Raw genomic sequence first — 22,276 nt, forward strand, 5'->3', positions numbered from 1 at the left:
TCTTGTCGTCTGTGGGGCGGGCTCGCTCCAGCAGCAGGTCGGTGAATGCCGGCAGCGGGCGGTGGGCCAGGGATGCGGCGTGCTTGCGGAGCCGCTCAAGCCCATCGTCGATGGGGCGGTGACGGCTCTCGACCAGGCCGTCGGTGTAGAGGACCAGCGTCGACCGCGGCGGCAGAGTCAGGCTCGTGTCGGTGCGCGACGGGGTGAGTCCCGTGGATAGCAGCATCCCGTGTCCATCGGTGAGGTAGCGGGCCTGTCCGTCGTGCGCGACCAGCAGCGGCGGAGGATGGCCGGCGTTGGTCCAGGTCAGCCGCCACATGCCGTCGGCGGCCTGCTCCACCACTCCGAAGACCAGGGTCACCATCGGCACCCCTGCCAGCAACGTCGATCCGTCCAGCCGCCGCACGATCGCGCTGGGCGGCTCGTGGTGGCTCCAGGCGTAGGCGCGGAGCATGCTGCGGATCTGTGCCATGCCGGCGGCGGCGTCCAGGTCGTGCCCGACGACGTCGCCGATGGCCAGAGCCGTCATGCCGTCGGCCAGGGTGAAAGCGTCGTACCAGTCTCCGCCGACCTGCGAGTCGTCCGGCGCGGGGAGATAGCGCGCGGCCATCTGCAGCCCGGGTACCGAGGGGAGTTGCGGCAGCAGGTGGCGCTGCATGGTCTCGGCGACCTTGCGCTGGCGCTGGTAGAGCCGGGCGTTGTCCAGGGCCAGCCCGGTCCGGCGGGTGAGATCCTCCAGGAGCGACAGGTCGGCCGGGGTCAACGGGCCCCGGGGCGCGGACCGCCCCAGCGTCAGCGCGCCGAGTACGTCGCGCAGGCCGCGTATCGGAGCGATGGCGGCCGAGTGCATGCCCGTCGCCGCGAACAGCCTGGCCTGTTCGATGGCGATTCCGGAGTCCGGCGGTCCCTGGTAGGTCTGCGGCGTCACCAGGGAGGAGGCCGCACCCCGCAGCGCGCGGGACAGCGGCATCGGCGATTCGGCCGGCACCGGCGGCATGGGTCCCTGCAGGTCCACGCGGGCGACGTACGCGCCGTCCTCGTAGTGCACCACGATGGACCGCTCGACCTCGTCGCCCTCGGTGATCAGGTCGACCACCGCCCAGTCGGCGATGCGGGGGATGACCAGGTGGACCAGCCGGTTCAGCGCCTCGTCGCTGTCGAGGGTCGACGTCAACTGGGTCGTTGTCTCGGCCAGGAGCGTCAGCCGCTCCAGTTCCGGGAGTGCCGACCCGGGCGCGTTCGGCAGGTCCGCGGCACGGTCGTGGTCTGTGAAGAACACCACCGCGTCCGCGTCGGCGCTCGCCTCCGCGTACGGCGCCATCAGCCAGGAAAGCTCGACCAGCGACCCGTCGCCCCGCTCGAACCATCCGCCGCCGACCTGGGGGCGCCGGGTCAGGAACGCTTGGATGAGCGAGCACTGGGCCGTGGCCGACGGCTGGCCGTGCCGGTCGCGGTGCAGCAGGTCGTGCACGTTCCGGCCGACCAGATCAGCAGTGGTCCCGCCCAGCAGCCGCTCGGCATGGCTGTTGACGCGGGCGACCAAGCCGCGCTGGTCCACCACGCACACCGCCGCCCCGAGCAGATCCGGCAGTCCGGCCGGAGAAGCCGCCTCGGACGCGGGCACGCTGCCGGCCCTAGCGCTCGGCAACATCTCCTGCACCTCCCCGGTCCTGTCCTGTTCCGTCGCCTCAGCCTCTCACGATCCATGTCCTGCCCGAGGGGCCGAAGCAGAGACCAGCAGTGGCAGGACCTGTCGGAGGCTCCGATTCGACCACCACGGATCCCCCGACGGGCCGAATCGCGCGATCGCCGGATCCCCGGTCCCACCATCCCCTGCACGGTTCGCGCCAAGCACCCCGAAACGCCGGACCGCCTGGCGGGACCGACCAGGAAGACGCCGCCAACCGCCCCGATCCGGCAGCGGATCGCGCTGCAACGCGATGGACGCGGCCCGCTCCCGGGTGGCCGGCGCGCGTTGTCCGGGCTCAGAAAGGCCCGGCCCGCCGACTCCTCGACCAGCAAGCACTCCCTCCGACGGGCCGCTGTGCGGGTCGGGACGATTTCCCCGGTCAGTTCGGGGCGCCGCCATGCCCGGGTCGGCCCGCCGGCAACCGCTCCCGGTCGGCGACCACGGTTGCGTTATCCATGGCTCGGCGCGACATGGATGCGCCCGGGCGACAGTGCGAGGGTGGCAATGCCGAGGAAGAGACGTTGCCAGGGGAGTTCTCAGTGATGGATGTGTCCGTGCCCGACGTGACCGGGAGGCTCGCGGTGGTGACCGGCGCGAGCGACGGCATCGGTTTCGGGCTGGCCGGGAAACTGGCCCGGGCGGGGGCCGAGGTGATTCTCGCGGTGCGGAACCCGGAAAAGGGTGCCGCGTCGGTCGAGAGGATCCGGGCATCGGTACCGGGCGCGGCTGTCTCCGCCCAACGTGTCGATCTGGCGTCGCTGGCCTCGGTCGCCGCTTTCGCGGAGACCTTGAAGCGGTCGGGGCGGCCGGTCGGCATCCTGGTCAACAACGCCGGCGTGATGGCCCCCGCCACCCGGCACACCACGGAGGACGGCTTCGAGTTGCAACTCGGCACGAACCACCTGGGCCACTTCGCCCTCACCGGGCAGATCCTCCCGCTGCTGCGCGCCGGGCGGGCCCGGGTCACCACCATCACCAGCAGCGCCGCCCGCTCGGGCAAGATCAATTGGGCTGATCTGCCGAGCGAGCGGAAGTACGCACCGGTCGGCGCCTACGGCCAGTCCAAGCTCGCCAATCTGCTGTTCGCCCTCGAACTGGACCGGCGCAGCAAGGCAGCGGGGTGGGGCATCACCAGTAATGCCGCCCACCCCGGCACGACCTTGACCAACCTCTACGCGTCGGGTCCCAACATGGGCCGCCGCCGTCCCTCTCCGTACGAGGCGATCATGACCCGGCTGGCCCGCATGGGTGTCCTCGTCCACGGTGTCGACGCCGGTGTGCTCCCCGCGCTGTATGCGGCGACCAGCCCGGACGCGCAAGGGGGCGGCTTCTTCGGCCCCGACGGATTCGGGCAGTTCACCGGCCGTCCGACCGAGCTGACCGTCTACCGGTCGGCCCGTTCCGGAGCTGCCGCGGTGAGGCTGTGGGACATATCCGAGCGGCTGACCGGCGTGACCTACGACGCTCTGTGAGGTGTTCACCGTCGGGGGCGTTGTCGATGACACTTTCCCCATGGACAGGGCCCGACTCGCAGCGTTCCTGCGTACCCGGCGTGACACGCTGCAACCGGAGGACGTGGGGCTGCCCCGAGGGCGGCGACGGCGCGCGGCCGGGCTCCGCCGTGAGGAGGTGGCGGCGCTGTGCGACGTGTCGGCCGACTACTACACCCGGCTGGAGCAGGAGCGCGGGCCGTACCCGTCGCAGCAGATGCTCTCGTCGATCTCCCGCGGTCTGCGCCTGTCCGTCGAGGAGCGGGATCATCTGTTCCGGCTCGGCGGCTACCCGCCCCCGCGGCGGGTCCGGCGAAGCGACCGGATCGATCCGGGCATCATGCGTATCCTCGACCGGCTGGCCGACACCCCCGCGCAGGTGATCAGTCTGCTCGGCGAGACGCTCGGGCAGACCGGCCCGGCTGTCGCGCTGGTGGGAGACGACAGCGGGCACACCGGCCTGGCCCGCAGCCTGCACTACCGCTGGTTCACCGACCCGGATACGCGGATGATCTATCCCGAGGACGACCACCCGATGCACAGCCGTCTCCTCGCGTCGCACCTGCATGCGACGTACGCCGCGGACGGTGAGGGCTCGCGTGCCTCGGTCGTGGTGGACACGCTGCTGACCGCCAGTCCGGAGTTCGCGTCCCTGTGGCGGGAGCACCCGGCGCTGGGGGCCTACTGCGCCCCCAAACGCATCGTGCACCCGGCACTCGGCCTGCTCGAAGTGCACTGTCAGATCCTGGCGGACCCCGACCGGTCCCAGGTTCTGCAGGTCTATACGGCCGCCCCCGGAACGGAGAGCTACGACAAGCTGCGACAGCTGTCCGTTGATGGAGATCACGTGGGGTGGTGGGCCGCCCCTTCGGGGGTGCCTGTGAACGCCACTGTCTCCGCAGGCAGGAGGGCGGAGGGGTCGGCGACGCATCCGACCCGCACCCGCCGACCGGTGTCCGTGGACTCGCGGGTCTCGGCGCCTCCCGATGCGGGCGGCACCGAGGCGGGGCGCGACCTGGAACCGGCGCTCCTGGCCCTGGGACGCTGGGGAGCGACCCGGCTCGGCGAGCCCCGGCCCGGCGAGATCGTCACACCGGAGTCGGTGACCCTCTCCCTGCGGGCGGTGTTCGATCCCGCCGCTGTTCCCGATCTCACCGCGTCCTGGGAGATCCGCTTCCCCGACTGTGTGCTGCACGCCGTCGTCACGGACGGGCACCTGGACGCCGGCGTCGGCCCGGCCCCCGACAAGCCGGACCTCGTCATCACCTTCGAGCCGGACGACCTGCCCTCATACCGGACCCTCATGCAGGCCGCCAAGTGCGGGCTGGTCAAACTGGAGGGACGGCGCACCCTTCTGCCGACCTTCATCCGCGTCTTCTCGCCCCCCGAGCAGGACCGCTGACAGGCACCGCGACCATCTGACGCCCCGGAGACGGTGGACCGGTTCAGGCACCGGCCGCGTCCGGGTGCGCCCGCCCGCCCCTTTCTGCCGGGGCGGGCGAGGGCCTTGTCGACGTCCTGGCCGCGAAAACGGCTGGGCTTCTCTGCCGGGCTCACCCCTGCCAAGCGGTCATCAAGATCGCGGCGTGGGCGGTGAGGAGGGACCGGGGGATCGCGATTCCGTTGGTGAGGATGGGGAGGACGACGGGGCCGACGAGTTGAGCCGCGGCCAGTTCGGTGTCAGGCATGGCCCGCGCGTGACTCCGGTGCCGGTCGAGTACCGCGTTCGTGGCGGTGGCCAGCGGGTCGTCGTCGCGCAGAAGGTCGCGCACCGCCGGATCGTGCTGGGCCTCACCGAGCAGGGCGCGGTAGGCGAGCCCGGCGGGTGAAACGGTCAGGAAGGCGGTCACGGCGCTCAGGTAGGCCACCAGGTCCTCGGTCGGATCGGCGTTCGGCGCCGTGGCCAGTTCGCCGCGCGCGTCCTGGACGCTGGCTTCGAGGAGGATCTCGGCCTTCGTCGACCACCAGCGGTAGACGGTCTGGCGGCCCACTCGGGCGCGTTCGGAGATGCCCTTCATCGTCATCGCGGCGTACCCGATCTCTACGAGCATGTCGTCGACGGCGTGCAGGACGGCCCGGCGGGCGTCCTCGCTGCGGGGACGTCCGGGGGCGGAAGGTTTGGCGACGGCTCGCCGCGGCGTGGACATGCCCTCAGCGTATCGGTGCTCGATGCCTCGAAATGCTGCTAGGCTAAATACGAGACACCAAGCACCGATATTGGGCTGCCGGTGTGCCCAGGTGTCCGTGTGCCCGCGCCGCCCCGTTCCGTTCCCTTCCGTTCCGCCCCGTTCCGTTGGAGAGTGCTGATGAGCGAGATACATGACGGGCGGTTGCTGGACCGCCGGCCCCTGACCGAGCGAACCGTCCGGATCACACTGGGGGCCGCCAGCCTCGTTGGCGTGATGGTTCGGCCCGCCCAGGACATCGAGATGCTGCTGGAGACCGACTCCGGAGTGTGGGTCAAGCGCCGCTACACGATCCGCCACGCCCGTCCGGAGGCCGGCGAGTGGGACGTGGATGTCGTACTCCACGCCGGCGTCGGACCGGGCAACCGCTGGGCGCGGAATGCCGAGACCGGTTCGCGCGCACGATTCGCCGGACCGTGCGGGAAGCTCGAACCGCGGTCGGCCGCACGGCACTTGTTCGTGGGGGATCTGGCATCGCTGCCGGCGATCGCGGCTCTCACGGAGGCGCTGCCCCCGGCGCAGCGGGCGACCGCGATCGTCCAGGTCGAGTCGGCCGCGGACCGGTTGCCCCTCGCGGCTGAAACCCGCTGGCTGGTCCGCCCGGACGGTTCGGTCGACGCGGCCGATCAGGTGCTCGGCGCGGTACGGACGCTGCCCGAGCCGGACGGGTTCGGCCAGGTGTACGTGCTCGGCGAGTCCCGGACGGTGCGCTCCGTACGTGGCCTGTTGGAGGAGCGCGGCGTCACGCGGAAACGTATTTTCGCCAAGGCGTACTGGAAGATGCAGGACGCGCTGCCTGCCGGGGACCCTTCGTGACCGGTGCCCGGCGTGCGAAGGGGCGACGCTCCGATATCGCTTTTCGCGGGCTGTTGTTGGTGCGCTTGCTCGGTGCGCTGGCGGACGGCGCCATGCTGCCGTTCGTCATCGTCTGGGCCCGCCAGGTGGGCGGTCTGAGCGGAACCACCGCCGGTCTGCTGTTCCTCGCCCAGGCGGTCGGGGAACTGGCCGGCGGACTGCTCGGCGGACTGCTCGCCGACCGGTTCGGGCACCGTCGTACGCTGCTGGTCTCCACCGTCGGCATGGCGCTCGGCTACGGCAGTCTCTTCGCCGTCCACCACGCGCTGTTCGCCGTCGCCGCGTTCCTCGTGGCGGGCCTGTTTGAATCGGCGTTCCATCCGACGATCGCCGCGCTCATCGGCGACCTCGAACACGACGATCTGCACCAGGCCTTTTCCCAGGCCCGGGTGGCCGCCAACGTCGGACGTGTCGCGGGGCCGCTCATCGGTGCCGCCGCGGTGACGATCTCCCTGTCGGCCGTCTTCGCGGCCTCCGGGGGCATGCTCGTCGCGGCCTCGGCAGCGGTCGTGCTGACGATCCCCGGTACCCTGACCGCCCCCGAAAACCCCCCGGCCGAGGCTGAGTTGAGCGCCGTCCCCGTAGCCCCGAGGGCGGTTCTGCGTGACCAGCGGCTCGGTCTTCTCATCGCCGGCGGCGGCCTGCTGAGCATTACCTTCACCTGGTGGGAAGCCGACGGCCTGGTCCTCCTGCGTCGACAGCATCCGTTGAGCGGTGGGGCCTACGCCGCGCTGTTCGCCATCGCAGCTGCGGCGAGCATCGTGTTCCAGATCCCGGCCAGCCGGTGGGCGCGCCGGCAGAACACCGGCCGGCTGTTGTGGCTGGGCGCGGGCGCGCAGTGCGTCGGCCTGCTGGCACTGGCAGCCGGTGGCTACGGGTATCCGGTTCTCGTCGGCGCGGTACTCGCGATCGCCGCTGGGCAGATGCTCTACAGCCCCACCGTGTCCACGTTCGTCACTCGTCACGCGACACCCGGTCGGCGGGCCACTTATCAGGCCGCGCTGTCCACCACCGAGGACATCGGCTCCGCCGTCGGACCCACCACCGGACTCGCGCTCGGCACCCTGGCAAGCCCTTCCTTGATCTGGCTTCTCGCGGCCCCGGTCTGCCTGGCCGCCGGAGCGGTCAGCGCGCGAGCCGTACGAACACCGCAGCCGGTAACCGGCTGAGCGCGCCGCCAACTGAGCCGAAGGCCCGGCGCTCGAGGCGGTGGTGGTCATGCCCGTCGTCGGTTCAACTCCGTTGCGCCGGGGGCGGCCGATCCGTCGCCCGCGTGTCCCATGACTCGGCGAGCGGTTCATCGGGCTCGAACTCCGGCGGAATGAGCATCACTCCCTGACACCAGGTTTCCCTGCTGTGGGAGGGCTTGTGCCAGGTTTCCCTGTCTTTTGCGGACGGGGGTCGTCGACCGATGGGGAGCCGGACCGCGCGTGGCACCATCAGCCTCTCAGCACCCAGGGACGACACCGGCTTCCCGTGGAGGAGGGCGAATGCCCCAGCAGATACTCACCGACACCGTGAGCGTGGCGATCCACTCACCCGACGCCGTCGTCCGTGCCGGACTCGTCAGCTGTCTCCGCAGCGACCGCCGCATCAGTGAGATCCCTGCGGACAGGATCGGAGAGGCCGACGTCGTGGTGGTCGCCGTGGACATCGCGGCCGCCTCCACCCTGCAACTGCTGAGCGGGCTCTGCGACAACCCCCAGACACGCTACGTCGTGGTGATCCGGAAAAGAGTGGCGCGCCGACATCTCAGCGGCCATCGACTCCGGAGTACGCGCCGTCCTGTGGCGCGACACCTTCACCCCGGCCGACTTCATCCGCACCCTGCTCACCGTCGCGGAGGACGGCGGGATCCTCCCGCCCACCCTCCAGGACACCCTGCTGGAACAGATCCGCTGGACCCACCGCGAAGTCCTCGCTCTCCGCGGCCTCACCGCGCCCGGAGTCAGCCCCCGCGAAGTCGACGTCCTGCGCCTGCTCGCCGACGGCAAGGAGCTCGCCGAGATCGCGATCAAGCTCTCCTACTCCGAACGTACCGTCAAATACATCCTCTACGGCCTCATGAAGCGCTTCAGCCTCCGCAACCGCGCCCACGCCGTCTCCTACGCCATCCGCGCCGGCATCATCTGACCCGCCCGGACCGACAGGGCGCCGCAGCCGCGGAGCTGAACCCGCACGTCCCGCACCACGGCATAAGACCGAGTCTGTGCGGTGAGGCGGACGAGCCGTTTGCAGCAGCGGACAGCGGCGGTGAGGCCGGGGAAGGCCCCGACTTCGCCGTCCTGCTTTCCCTACTTCGCGCCCTCCGCGGCGCGCGCGGAGAGCGCCGAGACCTCGGCCGCCGCACGTCGGTCGCGGCCGGTGAGCTTCCAGGCCGCGAGCCGCGCGGCCATGGCGGGGGTCGGCGGGAAGACACCGAGCTGGCCGAGCATGGTCATGTCGTCGCGGACGGCCTCGTGCCCGACCACCTTCCCGTCGCGCACCGTCAGTACGTGGATCTGCTCGTAGTCGATCTCGCGGCCGGTCGGTGGGATGATCTTGTCCAGCTTCTCGTCGCGGAAGAGCACGAACGGTCCGGTCTGGCGACCCTGCATGCGTACCCGGACGAACACCTGGCTGCCCTCGTCGTTGACGCCCGCGTCAAGGACCGGGAAGCGCAGGTCGGCGAACGCCGAGCGCATCCAGGCACCGGAGGCGAGCACGCCGGCCGGCCCGGGGATGGCACAGGCGACGGGGGAGTTGAATGCCTCACGGTTGTGGAAGTCCGCGCCGACGACCTCGGCGGCGAGTGCCGCGTCGCCGGTTTCTATGACCTTGAAGAGCGAATGTGCGCTGTCAATGGCGTTGTCAGCCATGGGGACTCCTGCGGTGGGGGTTGGTAGGGGGGAGATACCTCGGCAAATGGAGCGTACAGACGGCCTGACGACGCCCGGGCGTCAGGGACGTCGGTCCGCTGAAAGCGCGTCGGCTGACCGAGGTGGGGTACGAGCAGCTCTCGATGGAGGCGGTGGCTGGGCGCTCCGGGGCAGCGAAGACGACGATCTACCGCCGGTACCGCGACAAGGCGGAGCTGGTCGCCGCAGCGGTCCAGCGCCGCGCGCCCGCGAAGCCGCCACCGCCGGTGGGAGGCAGTCTCCGGGAGGACGTCCATTCCCTGGCGGCATGGCTCGCGCGGAGCATCTCCGAACAGGACGTGGGTCTGCTCGGGGCACTGTTCGCCGGCATGCGCAACGACGCGCGGCTGGCCCAGGAGATGCGGCGGATCCTGCGGCGGGACCAGACCGCGACGACGGACCGACTTGTTCGCCAAGCGGCCGAGCGACTGGCGCCCGGGGCGGCAGCGCTCTTCGCCGAGGTCGGTTCCGCGGTGATCGTGCACCGCATCGTGGTCGTGGGCGAGCCGTGTGACGCCGCCTTCGTCGCGCATCTCGTCGACGACATCCTCTTGCCACTCCTGCGCCGTACCTGAGCGCCCTCTCGCGCGATCCGTCCGATGCGCATCACTCGGAAACCGGGGAACACCATGAAAGCAGTTCGCTATGACCGTTTTTCGGGCATCGAGGGGATTTACCTCACGGACGTCCCCGAGCCCGTGGCCGGCCCGGGCGAGGTGGTGGTGCGGGTCGAGGCCGGTGCGCTCAACCCCGGGGCGCTACCGGCGCTGCACGGCAGTTCGTACACGCCGGGTCGCGATCTCGCCGGTGGTGTCGTCGCGGTCGGTGCCGACGTGTCCGGCTTCAGCGTCGGTGACGCGGTGCTGGGCAGGCTCCAGAGCTGGGACGCCCACGCCCAGTTCGTCGCCATCCCCGCTGTCCAGCTGGTGAGCAAGCCTCAGGCGCTCTCCTGGGACGTGGCGGGCTCGCTCTACACCACACCGATGGCCGGCCTCGGTGCCATCCGGGCGGTTGAACCCCGGCCGGGCGAGACCATCGTCATCTCGGGCGCATCGGGCGGCGTCGGGTTCACCGCCGCTCAGCTCGCACTCCGTGCCGGAGCGACGGTGATCGGTCTGACCAGCGAGGCGCATTTCGACCTGCTCCGGCACCACGGCATCCAGCCTGTCCAGTACGGCGACGGCGAACAGGAGCGGATCCTCGCCACGACCGACCGAGTCGATGCCTTCATCGACGCCGTCGGCGGCGGCTACATCGACCTCGCCATCGGCCTCGGCGTTCCGACCGACCGCATCGACACCGTCGTCGACTATCGCGGAGCGAAGGAGAAGGGCGTCAAATCTCTCGGGACGACCGATGCCGGCGGTCCCCCCGCGCTGGCCGAACTGGCCGCCCTCGCTGCCACCGGCGACCTGACCATCCCCATCGCCGCAACGTACCCACTCACCGCCGTGCGCGACGCCTATCAGGCCCTGGCCGACCGGAAGACCCACGGGCGCATCGTGCTGCACCCCCAAGACCTCGTCTGAATCACCCGCGTCCCCCATCCGCTCATGCCGCCATGAGGGCGCTTCAGGATGCCGTCGGCCGGATCGCCATCGCACTGCGTTGCAGGGCGATCCAACCGCGGCCGGTCATCCCGACGTGATGGTCGTTGGTATGCCCAGGTCAACTGCACCGACGTCGTCGATGTCCCCCGACACACCCCGCACGCCCTCGGCCGGGTTGTCGAAAGGTGGTCCGCCCACGGTGGCCCGGCAGGAGGTGCTGGCGGCTGTCGCCGCCGTCGCCGAGCCCGCCGTCTTCAGCGGGTCGGCGGATCGCAGCTGCCCACTCCCCCAGGCGGGCCGCCCGTGAACGCGCCCCGTGATCTCGGTCCGGAGATGATCACGTGCAGGGAGGGCGACGGGAGCCGAGCCGGTCAGCCCCGCGGGGAAAATTCCGGTGCCGCGGCCGGTGCGGGCACGCGAAACTGATGCCCATGGTGACCGTGCGAGCCGTCCGTCCGGGCGATCTGCCGCAGGTGTGGACGCTGACCATTCTTCCCAACATCGGCGAGACCGCAGACAGGGCGGTGCCATTGCCCCTTCCTGCGGCGCCCGCCCCGCCGCCAGGAGACTTCGCCGACGTGGGAGACCCGCAGGCCCGCTTTGTCGCACGCGGCGGCTGTTTCCTGGTCGCTGTGACCGGGGACGGCCACGTGGTGGGGACCGGCGGCTTCCGCCCGGTCGCCGACCACCCGGGGCGCTTGGAAGTACTCCGGGTCCGGGTCCACCCGGCCCTGCGCCGGCAAGGGATCGGTCGCGCCCTCCTGGGCGCCCTCGAAGCCCGTGGCCGCGACCTCGGCTTCCACGAGGCGTGGTTGGACACCGCCACCAACCAGCCGGAGGCCATGGCCTTCTACCGCAGCCTCGGCTACCGGGAGGTCGGCCGCACCTCTCACCCCGACTGGCACTGGACCCTTGCCTATCACCTCAAACCGCTCTGAGCCGCGCCGCGCAGGTCAGCAGCTCCCCAAGCCGGCTGCCAACCCCTCGCGGCGAGAACCCCTCGTGCGTGCTCCAGATACTGGTGGGCGGACGCGTGGTCGATGGGATGTCGTCGGACGGAGCTGACGTGCCAGCAGAAAAGTCGGCATGGGGTCGGCATGGGGTCAGCATGAGGTCTGGCGGCACGAAGGCCGTCCGCTCACCAGGACACAGGGGCAGACGAACTCGCAGCTCAGCGCGTACGCCCTCGGGGTTTCAGCGGGGTCGGCGGGAGGGGCGGAGCCGCCAGCCGGGCGCCGGCGTAGCCGTGCACGTCGCCGAAGCGAGTGCCGGTCTGCCAGTTCTCGCGGGCCTGCGCGATGTCCTCCTGGGAGCGCCCGACAAAATTCCACCACATGACGATGTGCTCCTCGAAGGGCTCACCGCCCAGGAGCATCAGGGAACTGTCGACGTCGGCGGCGAGCGCCAGGGAGCTGCGGCCGCAGCCGAGGTAGAGCATGGAGTCGGGCGGCAGGCGGACGCCGTCGACTTCGGCCTCGCCGGACATGGTGAGGACGGCGTACTCGAAGTCGGGTTCCAGGGGCAGGGCGGCCGAGGTGCCGGCGGCCAGCGTGAGGTCGGCGCCGACCAGGGGCGAGTAGGTGGCGCCGGGGGATCGGGCGCCGTCCAGTTCGCCCAGGATGACGGTGGCGTGCAGGCCGTGGCCGCCGGTCACCTCGGGCAGCGCGGTGTGGTGCTCGAAGGCGGGGGCGCGGCGGCGGTGGGCCTCGGGGAGGGCCACCCAGAGCTGGGCGCCGTGCAGGTAGCGGGCGTGCTCGCGCGGGGATTCCTCGCTGTGGGCGATGGCCCGGCCCGCGGTCATCAGACCCAGCTCGCGCGGACGTACCGTCTGCTCACTGCCGAGGCTGTCGCGGTGCAGCACCTCGCCCTGGTGCAGCCAGCTGACCGTCTGCAGGCCGATGTGCGGGTGCGGCGGTACCTGCATCCCGGGCTCGTGGGCGATGTCGTCGGGCCCGTAGTGGTCGACGAAACACCAGGCGCCGACCATCCGGCGGCCGAGATTGGGCAGCAGCCGCCTTACCTGTGTGCTCTCGCCGAGCGGCACGGTGCGGGCGGTGAGGAGTTCGCGGACGGGGGCGGCGGAGACGTCCTCACGTCCACCGCATGCCGTGGCCGCCGGTCGCACATCGAGATTGCTCATGTGCCGATCATGCCCGGTGGTGGGGCGGCGGGGCCGCCCCGGGAGTCATATCGCCGGGTGGGTGCCGTGCATCAGGTCCCATGCCTGGCTGGTGTACATCTCGCGGTCCCCCACCGTCAGGTCGGGGAAATAGTCCTTGAGCCGGGTGACGACCTGCTGCTCCGACTCGCGGCAATCACGCAGCAGGAATATCGCCTTGCGCAGCACGTCCGCTTCCATTGGGTCACGCCCCTCGCTACCCCCGCGGGCCCTACGCCCTCGGACAAAACCCATCATGAACCCGCGAATGTCACTGTGAGGGCAACGGTGTGTTCTGGCTCTGCAAAAGATCCACCGGGAGATTCTTTACCGGGCCGGGGGAACCGAAGAGGCGAATGCGTGGCACGGCGCCGGAAAAGGGAGAGCCGGGCGCCTTGGCACCCGGCCTCCTCACCGCGATCCGCGGCGCTGAACACGCTCCGTCACACGACGTTGTGAATGAGCCAGTCGTCGTCGCTGTAAGTGTTCTTTGCCGGGTCCGGCACGGTGGCCGGGAGCTCCTCGACCGTGTCCTCCAGCCGGATTCGCTTCGGCAGCACGCCGAACCTGGCGTGACGTGCGGCTTCGGCCACGTCCTGGGGCTTGCTCTCCATGTGCGTCATCTCGGTGACCTCCCTCTCGAGCGGTCCAACGCGGCCCCGGCAGGAGCTGTTCCCGCGGACCGGGGTCGCGTCCCGCCCGTAAGAGATGTGTAAGAAACCGGCCGCCTCTGCCCGGGAACCCGTCACCGCTTGACGGCGGACGGCTCCCTGAGGACGGTCACCGGTAGAGGTCGGTGAGGACGAGGCAGATCGCCGCGGCGGCCGTGACACCCGCCACGGTGACCGCCACGCATCGTGCCCGCAGCTCCCGGTAGCGCTCGGCGTACTCGACGCGCAGACCCTGGGTGCGGTCCGCGATGCGGGTCAGCGTGCCGCGGGCGGCGACGAGGTGCTCCGCGCTGTAGAGGCGTTCCACGTCCGCCCGCTGCGCGCCGGTCAGCCACGGCAGCTGGTCGGCGAAGCGGCCGGCCCGGCGGTCGGCCTCCTCGATCTCGGCGCTCCACATGAGATAGCCCTCCAGCTGGGCCATCCCCCGGACCGTTTCCTGACCTGGGGTCACGGGGTGCTCCTGTCCCCTTCGTCCGGCCCGTCCTCGGAGCCGGCCAGCTCCTTGTCCGGTGGGTGGACGAGCAGTTCGGCGGCCGAGATCTCCGGGTGGTGCAGGTCGAAGGCCGGGGATTCGGAGCGGATACGCGGCAGGGTCACGAAGTTGTGCCGCGGCGGCGGGCAGGAGGTCGTCCACTCCAGCGAGCGGCCGTAGCCCCACGGATCGTCGACTTCCACCTTCTTGCCGTACTTGGCGGTCTTCCAGACGTTGTAGAAGAACGGCAGCACCGACAGGCCCAGGACGAACGAGCTGATCGACGAGACGGTGTTCAAGGTGGTGAACCGGTCCGCCCTCAGGTAGTCGGCGTAGCGGCGCGGCATGCCCTCGATGCCCAGCCAGTGCTGGACCAGGAAGGTGCCGTGGAACCCGAAGAACAGCGTCCAGAAATTGATCTTGCCGAGCCGCTCGTCCAGCATCTTCCCGGTCATCTTGGGCCACCAGAAATAGAAGCCCGAGAACATCGCGAACACCACGGTGCCGAAGACCACGTAGTGGAAGTGCGCGACCACGAAGTACGAGTCGGAGACATGGAAGTCAAGCGGCGGTGACGCCAGAATAATTCCGGTCAGCCCGCCGAAGAGGAAGGTGATCAGGAATCCGATCGCCCAGAGCATCGGCGTCTCGAAACTCAGTGACCCCTTCCACATCGTGCCGATCCAGTTGAAGAACTTCACCCCGGTGGGCACCGCGATGAGGAAGGACATGAAGGAGAAGAAGGGCAGCAGCACGGCTCCGGTGACGAACATGTGGTGCGCCCACACCGTCACGGAGAGGCCGGCGATGGAAATCGTCGCGGCGACCAGGCCGATGTAGCCGAACATCGGCTTGCGGCTGAAGACCGGAATGACCTCGGAGACGATGCCGAAGAACGGCAGCGCGATGATGTACACCTCCGGATGGCCGAAGAACCAGAACAGGTGCTCCCACAACAGCGGTCCGCCGTTGGCGCCTTCGAAGATGTGGGCGTGGAATTTCCGGTCCGCCTCCAGCGCCAGCAGCGCGGCGGCCAGCACCGGGAAGGCCATCAGGACGAGCACCGAGGTCAGCAGCACGTTCCAGCAGAAGATCGGCATTCGGAACATCGTCATACCGGGCGCGCGCAGGCAGATGATCGTGGTGATGAAATTGACCGCGCCCACGATGGTGCCGAAGCCGGACAGCGCCAGGCCCATGATCCACAGGTCGCCGCCGATCCCGGGCGAGCGCACCGAATCGGTCAGCGGCGAATAGGCGAACCAGCCGAAGGACGCGGCGCCGTTCGGAGTGAAGAAGCCGGACATCGCGATGACCGAGCCGAACAGATAGAGCCAGTAGGCCAGCATGTTCAGCCGGGGGAAGGCCACATCGGGCGCGCCGATCTGCAGCGGCATGATCCAGTTGGTGAAGCCGGCGAACAGCGGGGTGGCGAACATGAGCAGCATCGCGGTGCCGTGCATGGTGAACGCCTGGTTGTACTGCTCGTTCGACAGGAACTGGTTGCCCGGCCGGGCCAGTTCGGCCCGCATCAGCATCGCCAGCAGGCCCGCCAGCAGGAAGAAGAGGAACGACGTGATCAGGTACAGGGACCCGATCGTCTTGTGATCGGTGGACGACAGCCAGGACACGCCGATCGTGCCGGCTTTGCCCGGGCCCTCGGGCGGTGGTGGCGGTGCCTCGGGTTCGTCGGAAAGCTTGGGCTGCGGGGAACTCACGCGGTCTCCAGTCGTCTTGTTCCGGGGGTCTGGACATCGCGGGTCGGTCCCGTCACCGGGCCGGGTTCATCCCACAGAACGCCCCTATACGGCCGTACAGGTTGAAAGACTACGAATAGCCCGATCCATGGCATGTCAGGCGCGCGGGAGGCAAGCGCAACTCGCTGCGCCGGACCGGTCAGCGGCGCGTACCCGCGGACCGGCGGAGGCGGCGGCACCGATGACGCCGAAGGAGTTGCGGATACGGCCCGGGAGCAGCACGGTGCCGACGCGAAAGATGCCGGAAATTGACGAAAGATGCCGAACGATAATGAAGGCTGATGAATGGCAGTGAAAGATGCCCCGCGGATCCCGAAAGGCGGTCAGCCGTCCGAGGGGGCCAGCAGCCCTTCCGGGATGTCGGCCCGGCAGCCGCGCAACCGCTCGCCCAGCGCCTTGGCCTGCGGATCGGCGCTGGTCGACGACGCCACGCCGTCCCCGAGCAGGCCGTGCACCACGAAGTTCAGCGCCCGCAGGTTGGGCAGTTCGTAGCGGCTGACCGGCAGCTTGGCGGTCTCCGGAAGCAGGTCGCGCAGCCGGGTGACGTCGAGGTAGTCCCGCAGCCAGGCGTAGGTCTCGTCGTCGCCGGCCCACAGCCCCACGTTGGCGTCGCCGCCCTTGTCGCCGGAGCGCGCGCCGATCAGGGTGCCGAGCGGCAGCCGTACGGTACGTCCGTGCCGCGCTTCGAGGGCCTCGGGACGCTCCGGCCGGGCCGGGCCCGCTTCGGACGCGGCCGTCGGCGGCGGTACGGCCGCGGGTGGTACGGCGTCGGCCCGCGCGAGGTCGGCGGACTGCGGCGCCGACGCGGGCACGGACGGGGCCAGAGCCGGGGCTGAGGAGTCGGGCACGGGCGCCGGCACCGACGCCGGCTCGGAAGCCCGTTCGGAAGCCCGTGGGCGCGCCGCCGAAGGTACCGGCAGCCGCCGGCCGTCCGCCAGCACCGCGACGGCCGGTACTTCCCCGGCCGCGATCAGGGCCGGCCAGTACACCCCGTACTCGGTGGCTTTCGGCGCGGCGTGCTCCAGGTACAGGCCGGGGTAGCCGGCCAGCGCGGTGCCGGCCACGGCGGCGAAGAAGGCGCGGCCGGCCGTCTCCGGGTCGGGATCCTTGACGGTGAGGGTGAGCCGGTCGGCCTCCCCGCCGTGCTCGCGCCGCAGCTCGTAGCCGGCGAAGCGGGCGGGGCCGCCGGTGGCGTCGAGCAGGGTGGCCTCGGCGAAGTCGGCCTTGGCGTCGAGATCCAGGCCGGTGAGCACGAAGGTCGCGGAGTTGCGGTAGCCGCCCTGGTGGTTGAGGCACACCTTGAGGGAGGCGGGCGCGGGTTCGCCGGTGACCGGGCCGACCGCCACCCGGTCGGGCCCCTGCCGGCTGAGCCGTACGGTGTCGAAGCGGGCCACCACGTCGGCGTTGAGATAGGCGGGGTGGCCTATTTCGTAGAGGAGTTGGGCGGTGACAGTGCCGACGGTGACCGCGCCGCCGGTGCCGGGGTGCTTGGTGATCACGCTGGAGCCGTCGGCGTGGAGTTCGGCGATCGGGAAACCCGGGTGCACCGGGTCCGGGATCTCGGTGAAGAACGAGTAGTTGCCGCCGGTGGCCTGGGTGCCGCATTCGATGATGTGGCCGGCGGTGACGGCTCCGGCCAGCCGGTCCCAGTCGTCCGGCGCCCAGTCGAAGGCCCAGGCGGCCGGTCCGACGACCAGCGAGGCGTCGGTGACCCGGCCGCAGATCACCACGTCGGCGCCGGCCCGCAGCGCCTCGGCGATGCCCCAGCCGCCGAGGTAGGCGTTGGCGGTGAGCGGGGTCACGCCGGAGCCGGCCAGCGGGCGGCCGGTGGCCAGATGGGCGAAGTCGTGCCCGCGGGCCTGGAGTTCGGGCAGCCGGTCCAGCAGGTCGTCGCCCTCGACATGGGCGACGGAGGGGTGCAGGCCGGCCGGCGCGGCGAGTTCGCGGAGCTTCCGCGCGAGCCCGGCCGGATTGAGGCCACCGGCGTTGACCACGATCTTGATGCCGCGCTCCAGGCAGGTACCGAGCACGTCCCGCATCTGGGCGAGGAAGGAGACCGCGTAACCGCCGTCGGGGTCGCGCCGGCGGGCCTTCCACAGCAGCAGCATGGTCAGTTCGGCGAGGTAGTCCCCGGTGAGGACATCGATGGGGCCGCCCTCGACCATCTCCCGGGCCGCCGAGAGCCGGTCGCCGTAGTAGCCCGAGCAGTTGGCGATACGCAGCGGCTCCTGACGCGTCCTGGCCGGATCGCTCACCGTACGCTCCCGTCACTTCGCTCCCGGGTGATCCCGCACGATCATCGTGCCGGTACCCGCGCCGCGCAAGCCCCTTCCCGGCCCCGCCGCCGGGCCGCCGGCGGATGGTTGAATCACCGTATGAGCAGCCAGCAGCCACCGGAGCCGGGCGGTCCGGCCGCCGCCGCGCCCCCGCCCGCCACCGACGCGTCCCCGCTGTCCGCCGACGAGATCATCGACATCGTCGACGAGCACGACACCGTCATCGGGCAGTCGCCGCGCGGTGCGGCGTACGCGCGCGGGCTGCGGCACCGCTGCGCCTTCATCCTGGCCCGCGACGCGGCGGACCGGATCTTCGTGCACCGCCGTACCGCGCGGAAGCTGGTGTTCCCCTCGCTGTACGACATGTTCGTCGGCGGAGTGGTCGGCGCGGGCGAGAGTTACGACCGGGCGGCGCTGCGGGAGGCCGAGGAGGAGCTGGGGGTGAGCGGACTCCCGCAGCCGGAACCGCTGTTCCGGTTCTTGTACGAGGACGGTCCGCGCAGCTGGTGGTCGACCGTTTACCAGGTGCGGTGCGAGATGCCGGTCTCTCCGCAGCCGGAGGAGGTGGCCTGGCACACCTTCCTCACCGAGGACGAGCTGGCCGCCCGGCTGCCGGACTGGGAGTGGGTGCCGGACGGTCTGGCGGCCTACCGCAGGCTGCTCGCGCTGCGCGGCGGCAGCGGCGATCCGGCAGTCGGGGGCTCTTCGGGGGCAAGCAGCTGACCGGGGTCGCCGTGGCCCGGAGCGGCAGTGTCCGCCGACGGTGAGCCGGTGGTGCCGGCGACGGTGGCGGGCGGGAGCGCCCGGTGGCGATCGGCCGGTGGCGATCGGCCGGTGGCGATCGGCCGGTGGCGATCGGCCGGTGGCGATCGGCCGGTGGCGGGTGGCCCCGCCGCTGTCGGCCCTGGTTAGGGTGGCCGGGTGAGCGATGCGGGCGGATTGCGCGGGGTACGGGACTCGGTACGGCTGTGGCTCGCGCCGGCCCGGGTGCGGCAGGAGGGTGCCACCCCGGACTACCGCTTCTCGCTCGCCAACGAGCGCACCTTCCTCGCCTGGATCCGTACCGCCCTCGCCCTGATCGGCGGTGGCTTCGCGGTCGACCAGTTCCTCACCGACCACCTCGTCCACTGGGTCCGCGTCGTGCTCGCCGTCGTCCTGCTGGTCGGCGGGGTGGCCTGCACGCTGCGGGCGGTCAATCACTGGGTCCGCTGCGAGCGTGCCATCCGCCGCGGCACCGACCTGCCCGTCTCGCGCTTTCCCGCCCTGCTGGCGCTGCTGATCGCCGTGCTGGCGGTGGCGATGGTGGCGGTCGTGCTGCTCGGCCGGGCCGGATGAGCGGCGGGGAGCACGCCGGGCGGCCGGGGCCGGGCGGCGCGTCGCCGCGGGCCGGGGTCGAAACGGACCGCGATCCGGGGTTGCAGCCGGAGCGGACCCGGCTGGCCTGGCGGCGTACCACACTGTCCTGCGCGGTCACCGCGCTGCTGGCGATACGGCAGGCGCTGCACACCGACGGCGGGCCGTTGCGGGCGGCGGCGGTGAGCCTGCTGGCGCTGACCTTCGTGGCGTTCTTGTGGCTGGCCCATCTGCGCACCCAGCGGCTGGCCGCGGCCCGGCCGCGGCGGCTGGCGCCCTGGGCGGCGCTGTCGGTGGTGGGCTGCACGATCGGCTTCGCGGTCTTCGGCGCGGCCCTGCTCTTCTGAGCCGGGCCGGCCGCCGGCCGGGACTACCAGCGCGGCACGGCGGGCGTCTGCCATGCGGGGTCGGCCTTGCGCATCGCGGCGGCGTCGTCGCGGTCGCGCAGCGTGCCGTCGTCGGCCAGCCAGCGGCGGTGCAGCACGGCGAGCGCGTCGGGGTCGAGTTCGACACCGAGGCCCGGCAGGTCGCCGACGGGGAGCCGGCCGCCGGTGAAGACGTGCCGGCGGGTGATGACGTCCTCGGTCTGCCAGGGGTAATGGGTGTCGCAGGCGAAGTCGAGGTTGGGCACGGTGGCGGCGACGTGGTTCATGGCGGCCAGGCTGATGCCCAGGTGGGTGTTGGAGTGCATGGACAGGCCCACTCCGAACGTCCGGCAGATCGCGGCGAGTTGCTGGGTGTTGCGCAGTCCGCCCCAGTAGTGGTGGTCGGAGAGCACCACCTGCACGGCCTTGCGGGTGAAGGCCTCCTCGATCTCCTGGAAGGTCGTCACGCACATATTGGTGGCCAGCGGTACCTCGGCGCCGGCCGCGACGCGGGCCATCCGGTCGGTGCCGCTGGCCGGGTCCTCCAGGTATTCCAGCACGTCGCCGAGTTCGCGGGCCACGGCCAGTGAGGTCTCCACCGACCAGGCGCCGTTGGGGTCGAGCCGCAGCGGCTGCCCGGGGAATGCCTCGGCCAGCGCGCGGACGGCGGCGATCTCCTGGTCGGGCGGGAAGACGCCGCCCTTGAGCTTGAAGGAGCCGAAGCCGTAGCTGTCGGCGAAGCGCCGGGCCTGGGCGACCACGCCGGCCGGGTCGAGGGCCGCGCCCCAGTCGTCGCTCTCGCCGCGGCCCTGGGGGTGGGCGGCGAGCCGGTAGAAGAGGTAGGCGCTGTAGTCGACGCTGTCGCGGACCTTGCCGCCGAGGAGCGCGTGCACCGGCAGGCCGAGGGCCTTGCCCAGGGCGTCCAGGCAGGCGACCTCGAAGCCGGAGATGATTGAGAGCCGCAGCTTGTCGGCGGTCTGGACGCCGCGCAGGCCGCCGACGTCCACCGAGTCCGACACGTCGGCGGGGTCGCCGCAGACCTGCTCCGCGAGGGTGAACAGGCCGTTCAGATCGCTGACCGAGTGGCCGGGCAGCGCCTTGGCGAGGGGGGCGGCGAGGTCGAGATAGCGCGTGTCCCCGTACGTCTCACCCAACCCGGTCGTACCGTCGGCTGTGACGACCTCGATGATGAGTCGGGGAGTATACGGCTGGTGGACGCCCTGGGTGTTGAGCAGCGGCGGGTCGGAGATGAGGATGGGGGTCAGCCGCACCTCGGCGACTGTCAGTGCCCCGGAGATGCTTGCCGTCTGCATATGTGAATCATGTTCACCCATAAGTCCAGAGCGTAGGCGGGATCGCACCCGGCCGTCAATGTGCGGGCGGCGCCCGGACGGTGGACGGCATACCGACCAGTCGGTACGATTCCTGATGCGGCTGCCCGCCACCATCGACGCCACCATCGACCCGGCCGAGCGCCGGCCGACGAGGAGAGACGACGCATGAGCGAAACCGACGACCCCCCGGGCCTGGACCTCGAACGGCTGCGCGCCCACCTCGACCGGGAGATCCCCGGGCTGGTGGCGGGCCCGTTGCGGGCCCGGCTCGTCGAGGGCGGCCGGTCCAACCTCACCTACCGCGTCACCGACGGCGCCACCACCTGGGTGGTCCGCCGCCCCCCGCTCGGCCATGTGCTCGCCACCGCGCACGACATGACCCGTGAGCACCGGGTGATCACCGCCCTGGCCGGCACCCCGGTGCCCGTGCCCGGCACGATCCTGCTGTGCGAGGACCCGAAGGTCATCGGCGCCCCCTTCTACGTGATGGAGTTCGTGGCCGGCACCCCCTACCGCGACGAGCGGCAGCTGCGGGAGATCGGGCCGGAGCGGACCAGGGCCGCCGTGCTCACCTTGACCGACACGCTGGTGGACCTGCACGCGGTGGACCCCGCCGCCGTCGGCCTGGCCGGCTTCGGGCGGCCCGACGGCTTCCTCGACCGCCAGCTGCGCCGCTGGGGCAAGCAGCTCGACGCCTCCCGCAGCCGCGATCTGCCCGGCGTGGACGAACTGCACGCCCGGCTCGGCGCCGCGCTGCCCTCCTCGCCCGCCCCGACGATCGTGCACGGCGACTACCGCCTGGACAATGTGCTGATCGACGACGACGGACGGCTCGCCGCCGTACTGGACTGGGAGATGTCGACCCTCGGCGACCCGCTGACCGACCTCGGCCTGCTGGTGATGTACGGCGAGCTGCGCGCCGACGAGGCGGTGCCGGCCCCGACCATCGGCGGCTCCCCCGGCCATCCGTCCACCGGGGAACTCGTCGAGCGCTACGCCGAGCGGTCCGGCCGCGATGTGTCGGCGATCGACTGGTACACCGCCTTCGCCTACCTCAAGGTCGCGGTGATCCTGGAAGGCATCCACTACCGCTGGACGCTCGGCCAGACCCTCGGGGCGGGATTCGACCGGATCGGCGGCCTCGTCCCCGGCTTCATCGAGCGCGGTCTGCACACCCTCCGGCAGCAGGAAGCCCGATCCATCACAAGCGAGGGGTGACACC

At 71.0% G+C, this 22,276-nt stretch carries 21 protein-coding genes and 2 pseudogenes; 12 read left to right on the forward strand and 11 right to left on the reverse strand.

All coding sequences use genetic code 11. From position 1 onward, the window contains the following. The coding region (locus tag GA0115240_RS17180; protein ID WP_107407163.1) for a SpoIIE family protein phosphatase at positions 1 to 1,651 on the reverse strand (1,651 nt) is incomplete at its 3' end. Positions 1,652 to 2,232: 581 nt separating this feature from the next. Between GA0115240_RS17180 and GA0115240_RS17185 the strand changes: the two genes are divergently transcribed. Then, complete coding sequence (locus GA0115240_RS17185; protein ID WP_093737546.1) at positions 2,233 to 3,162, forward strand: SDR family oxidoreductase; 930 nt, start codon at positions 2,233 to 2,235, stop codon at positions 3,160 to 3,162. A gap of 40 nt (positions 3,163 to 3,202) precedes the next feature. Continuing rightward, positions 3,203 to 4,015 (forward strand): annotated as a pseudogene (locus GA0115240_RS38260) (helix-turn-helix transcriptional regulator); the annotation flags it as partial. 718 nt (positions 4,016 to 4,733) lie between these two features. On the opposite strand, the gene GA0115240_RS17195 reads toward GA0115240_RS38260, so the two are convergent. Then, positions 4,734 to 5,327, reverse strand: a complete 594-nt coding sequence (locus tag GA0115240_RS17195; protein WP_093737548.1) for a TetR/AcrR family transcriptional regulator — start codon at positions 5,325 to 5,327, stop codon at positions 4,734 to 4,736. Between the two features lie 159 nt (positions 5,328 to 5,486). Between GA0115240_RS17195 and GA0115240_RS17200 the strand changes: the two genes are divergently transcribed. Together GA0115240_RS17200 and GA0115240_RS17205 are read left to right on the forward strand one after the other, a co-directional pair. Continuing rightward, positions 5,487 to 6,182 (forward strand): siderophore-interacting protein, encoded by a 696-nt coding sequence (locus GA0115240_RS17200; RefSeq protein WP_093737549.1) that lies wholly within the window; start codon positions 5,487 to 5,489, stop codon positions 6,180 to 6,182. Continuing rightward, the gene (locus tag GA0115240_RS17205) at positions 6,179 to 7,390 is read left to right on the forward strand and encodes an MFS transporter (RefSeq protein WP_141708871.1); all 1,212 of its coding nucleotides are present in this window, start codon (positions 6,179 to 6,181) and stop codon (positions 7,388 to 7,390) included. Before GA0115240_RS17200 ends, GA0115240_RS17205 begins: the two co-directional genes overlap by 4 nt. Positions 7,391 to 7,756: 366 nt before the next feature. Here GA0115240_RS17205 and GA0115240_RS38265 read toward each other — a convergent pair whose 3' ends face one another. After that, complete coding sequence (locus GA0115240_RS38265) at positions 7,757 to 7,984, reverse strand: hypothetical protein (protein WP_237554960.1); 228 nt, start codon at positions 7,982 to 7,984, stop codon at positions 7,757 to 7,759. A gap of 244 nt (positions 7,985 to 8,228) precedes the next feature. On the opposite strand from GA0115240_RS38265, the gene GA0115240_RS38270 reads away from it, so the two are divergent. Then, positions 8,229 to 8,354, forward strand: a complete 126-nt coding sequence (locus GA0115240_RS38270; protein WP_256069858.1) for a LuxR C-terminal-related transcriptional regulator — start codon at positions 8,229 to 8,231, stop codon at positions 8,352 to 8,354. A gap of 161 nt (positions 8,355 to 8,515) precedes the next feature. Here the strand turns inward: GA0115240_RS38270 and GA0115240_RS17215 are convergent, their stop codons facing one another. Beyond that, complete coding sequence (locus GA0115240_RS17215; protein WP_093737551.1) at positions 8,516 to 9,079, reverse strand: ester cyclase; 564 nt, start codon at positions 9,077 to 9,079, stop codon at positions 8,516 to 8,518. A gap of 122 nt (positions 9,080 to 9,201) precedes the next feature. On the opposite strand from GA0115240_RS17215, the gene GA0115240_RS17220 reads away from it, so the two are divergent. From GA0115240_RS17220 to GA0115240_RS17230, 3 genes are all read left to right on the forward strand, one after another. Continuing rightward, positions 9,202 to 9,693: a TetR/AcrR family transcriptional regulator gene (locus tag GA0115240_RS17220; RefSeq protein WP_256069855.1), complete on the forward strand. Its 492-nt coding sequence runs from the start codon at positions 9,202 to 9,204 to the stop codon at positions 9,691 to 9,693. A 24-nt stretch (positions 9,694 to 9,717) separates the two neighbouring features. After that, positions 9,718 to 10,647, forward strand: a complete 930-nt coding sequence (locus tag GA0115240_RS17225) for an NADP-dependent oxidoreductase (protein ID WP_202451459.1) — start codon at positions 9,718 to 9,720, stop codon at positions 10,645 to 10,647. 452 nt (positions 10,648 to 11,099) lie between these two features. Continuing rightward, positions 11,100 to 11,606 (forward strand): GNAT family N-acetyltransferase, encoded by a 507-nt coding sequence (locus GA0115240_RS17230; RefSeq protein ID WP_093737576.1) that lies wholly within the window; start codon positions 11,100 to 11,102, stop codon positions 11,604 to 11,606. Positions 11,607 to 11,839: 233 nt separating this feature from the next. On the opposite strand, the gene GA0115240_RS17235 is transcribed toward GA0115240_RS17230, so the two are convergent. The 6 genes and pseudogenes from GA0115240_RS17235 to GA0115240_RS17255 all read right to left on the reverse strand — a co-directional run bounded on the left by GA0115240_RS17235 (position 11,840) and on the right by GA0115240_RS17255 (position 17,981). After that, positions 11,840 to 12,808: a pirin family protein gene (locus GA0115240_RS17235; RefSeq protein ID WP_093737553.1), complete on the reverse strand. Its 969-nt coding sequence runs from the start codon at positions 12,806 to 12,808 to the stop codon at positions 11,840 to 11,842. Between the two features lie 45 nt (positions 12,809 to 12,853). Further along, positions 12,854 to 13,027: a hypothetical protein gene (locus GA0115240_RS36950; protein ID WP_176725101.1), complete on the reverse strand. Its 174-nt coding sequence runs from the start codon at positions 13,025 to 13,027 to the stop codon at positions 12,854 to 12,856. A gap of 242 nt (positions 13,028 to 13,269) precedes the next feature. After that, positions 13,270 to 13,449 carry a hypothetical protein gene (locus tag GA0115240_RS17240; RefSeq protein WP_093737554.1) on the reverse strand — a complete coding sequence of 60 codons (180 nt, stop codon included), beginning with the start codon at positions 13,447 to 13,449 and terminating at the stop codon, positions 13,270 to 13,272. 157 nt (positions 13,450 to 13,606) lie between these two features. Beyond that, a complete protein-coding gene (locus GA0115240_RS17245; RefSeq protein WP_093737555.1) occupies positions 13,607 to 13,948 on the reverse strand; it encodes a hypothetical protein in 342 nt (113 codons plus the stop codon). Next, positions 13,945 to 15,612, reverse strand: a pseudogene (gene ctaD / locus GA0115240_RS17250) (cytochrome c oxidase subunit I); the annotation flags it as partial. The pseudogene ctaD and the gene GA0115240_RS17245, both read right to left, overlap by 4 nt. 437 nt (positions 15,613 to 16,049) lie before the next feature. Next, positions 16,050 to 17,981: an acyclic terpene utilization AtuA family protein gene (locus GA0115240_RS17255; RefSeq protein ID WP_256069856.1), complete on the reverse strand. Its 1,932-nt coding sequence runs from the start codon at positions 17,979 to 17,981 to the stop codon at positions 16,050 to 16,052. Between the two features lie 120 nt (positions 17,982 to 18,101). Here GA0115240_RS17255 and GA0115240_RS17260 point away from each other — a divergent pair, with 120 nt between their 5' ends. From GA0115240_RS17260 to GA0115240_RS17270, 3 genes are all read left to right on the forward strand, one after another. Beyond that, positions 18,102 to 18,725, forward strand: coding sequence for an NUDIX hydrolase (locus GA0115240_RS17260; RefSeq protein WP_093737557.1), 624 nt, complete (start codon positions 18,102 to 18,104; stop codon positions 18,723 to 18,725). A gap of 216 nt (positions 18,726 to 18,941) precedes the next feature. Beyond that, the gene (locus tag GA0115240_RS17265; protein ID WP_202451462.1) at positions 18,942 to 19,337 is read left to right on the forward strand and encodes a YidH family protein; all 396 of its coding nucleotides are present in this window, start codon (positions 18,942 to 18,944) and stop codon (positions 19,335 to 19,337) included. Further along, positions 19,334 to 19,702, forward strand: coding sequence for a DUF202 domain-containing protein (locus GA0115240_RS17270; protein WP_093737559.1), 369 nt, complete (start codon positions 19,334 to 19,336; stop codon positions 19,700 to 19,702). Before GA0115240_RS17265 ends, GA0115240_RS17270 begins: the two co-directional genes overlap by 4 nt. Positions 19,703 to 19,725: 23 nt before the next feature. Here GA0115240_RS17270 and GA0115240_RS17275 read toward each other — a convergent pair whose 3' ends face one another. Next, positions 19,726 to 21,033: a glucarate dehydratase family protein gene (locus GA0115240_RS17275; protein WP_093737560.1), complete on the reverse strand. Its 1,308-nt coding sequence runs from the start codon at positions 21,031 to 21,033 to the stop codon at positions 19,726 to 19,728. Between the two features lie 186 nt (positions 21,034 to 21,219). Here GA0115240_RS17275 and GA0115240_RS17280 point away from each other — a divergent pair, with 186 nt between their 5' ends. Further along, positions 21,220 to 22,272, forward strand: a complete 1,053-nt coding sequence (locus GA0115240_RS17280) for a phosphotransferase family protein (protein WP_093737561.1) — start codon at positions 21,220 to 21,222, stop codon at positions 22,270 to 22,272. Positions 22,273 to 22,276: the final 4 nt, after the last annotated feature.

It is taken from the genome of Streptomyces sp. DvalAA-14 (assembly GCF_900091855.1).
In the GTDB taxonomy this organism is placed as follows: Bacteria; Actinomycetota; Actinomycetes; order Streptomycetales; family Streptomycetaceae; genus Actinacidiphila.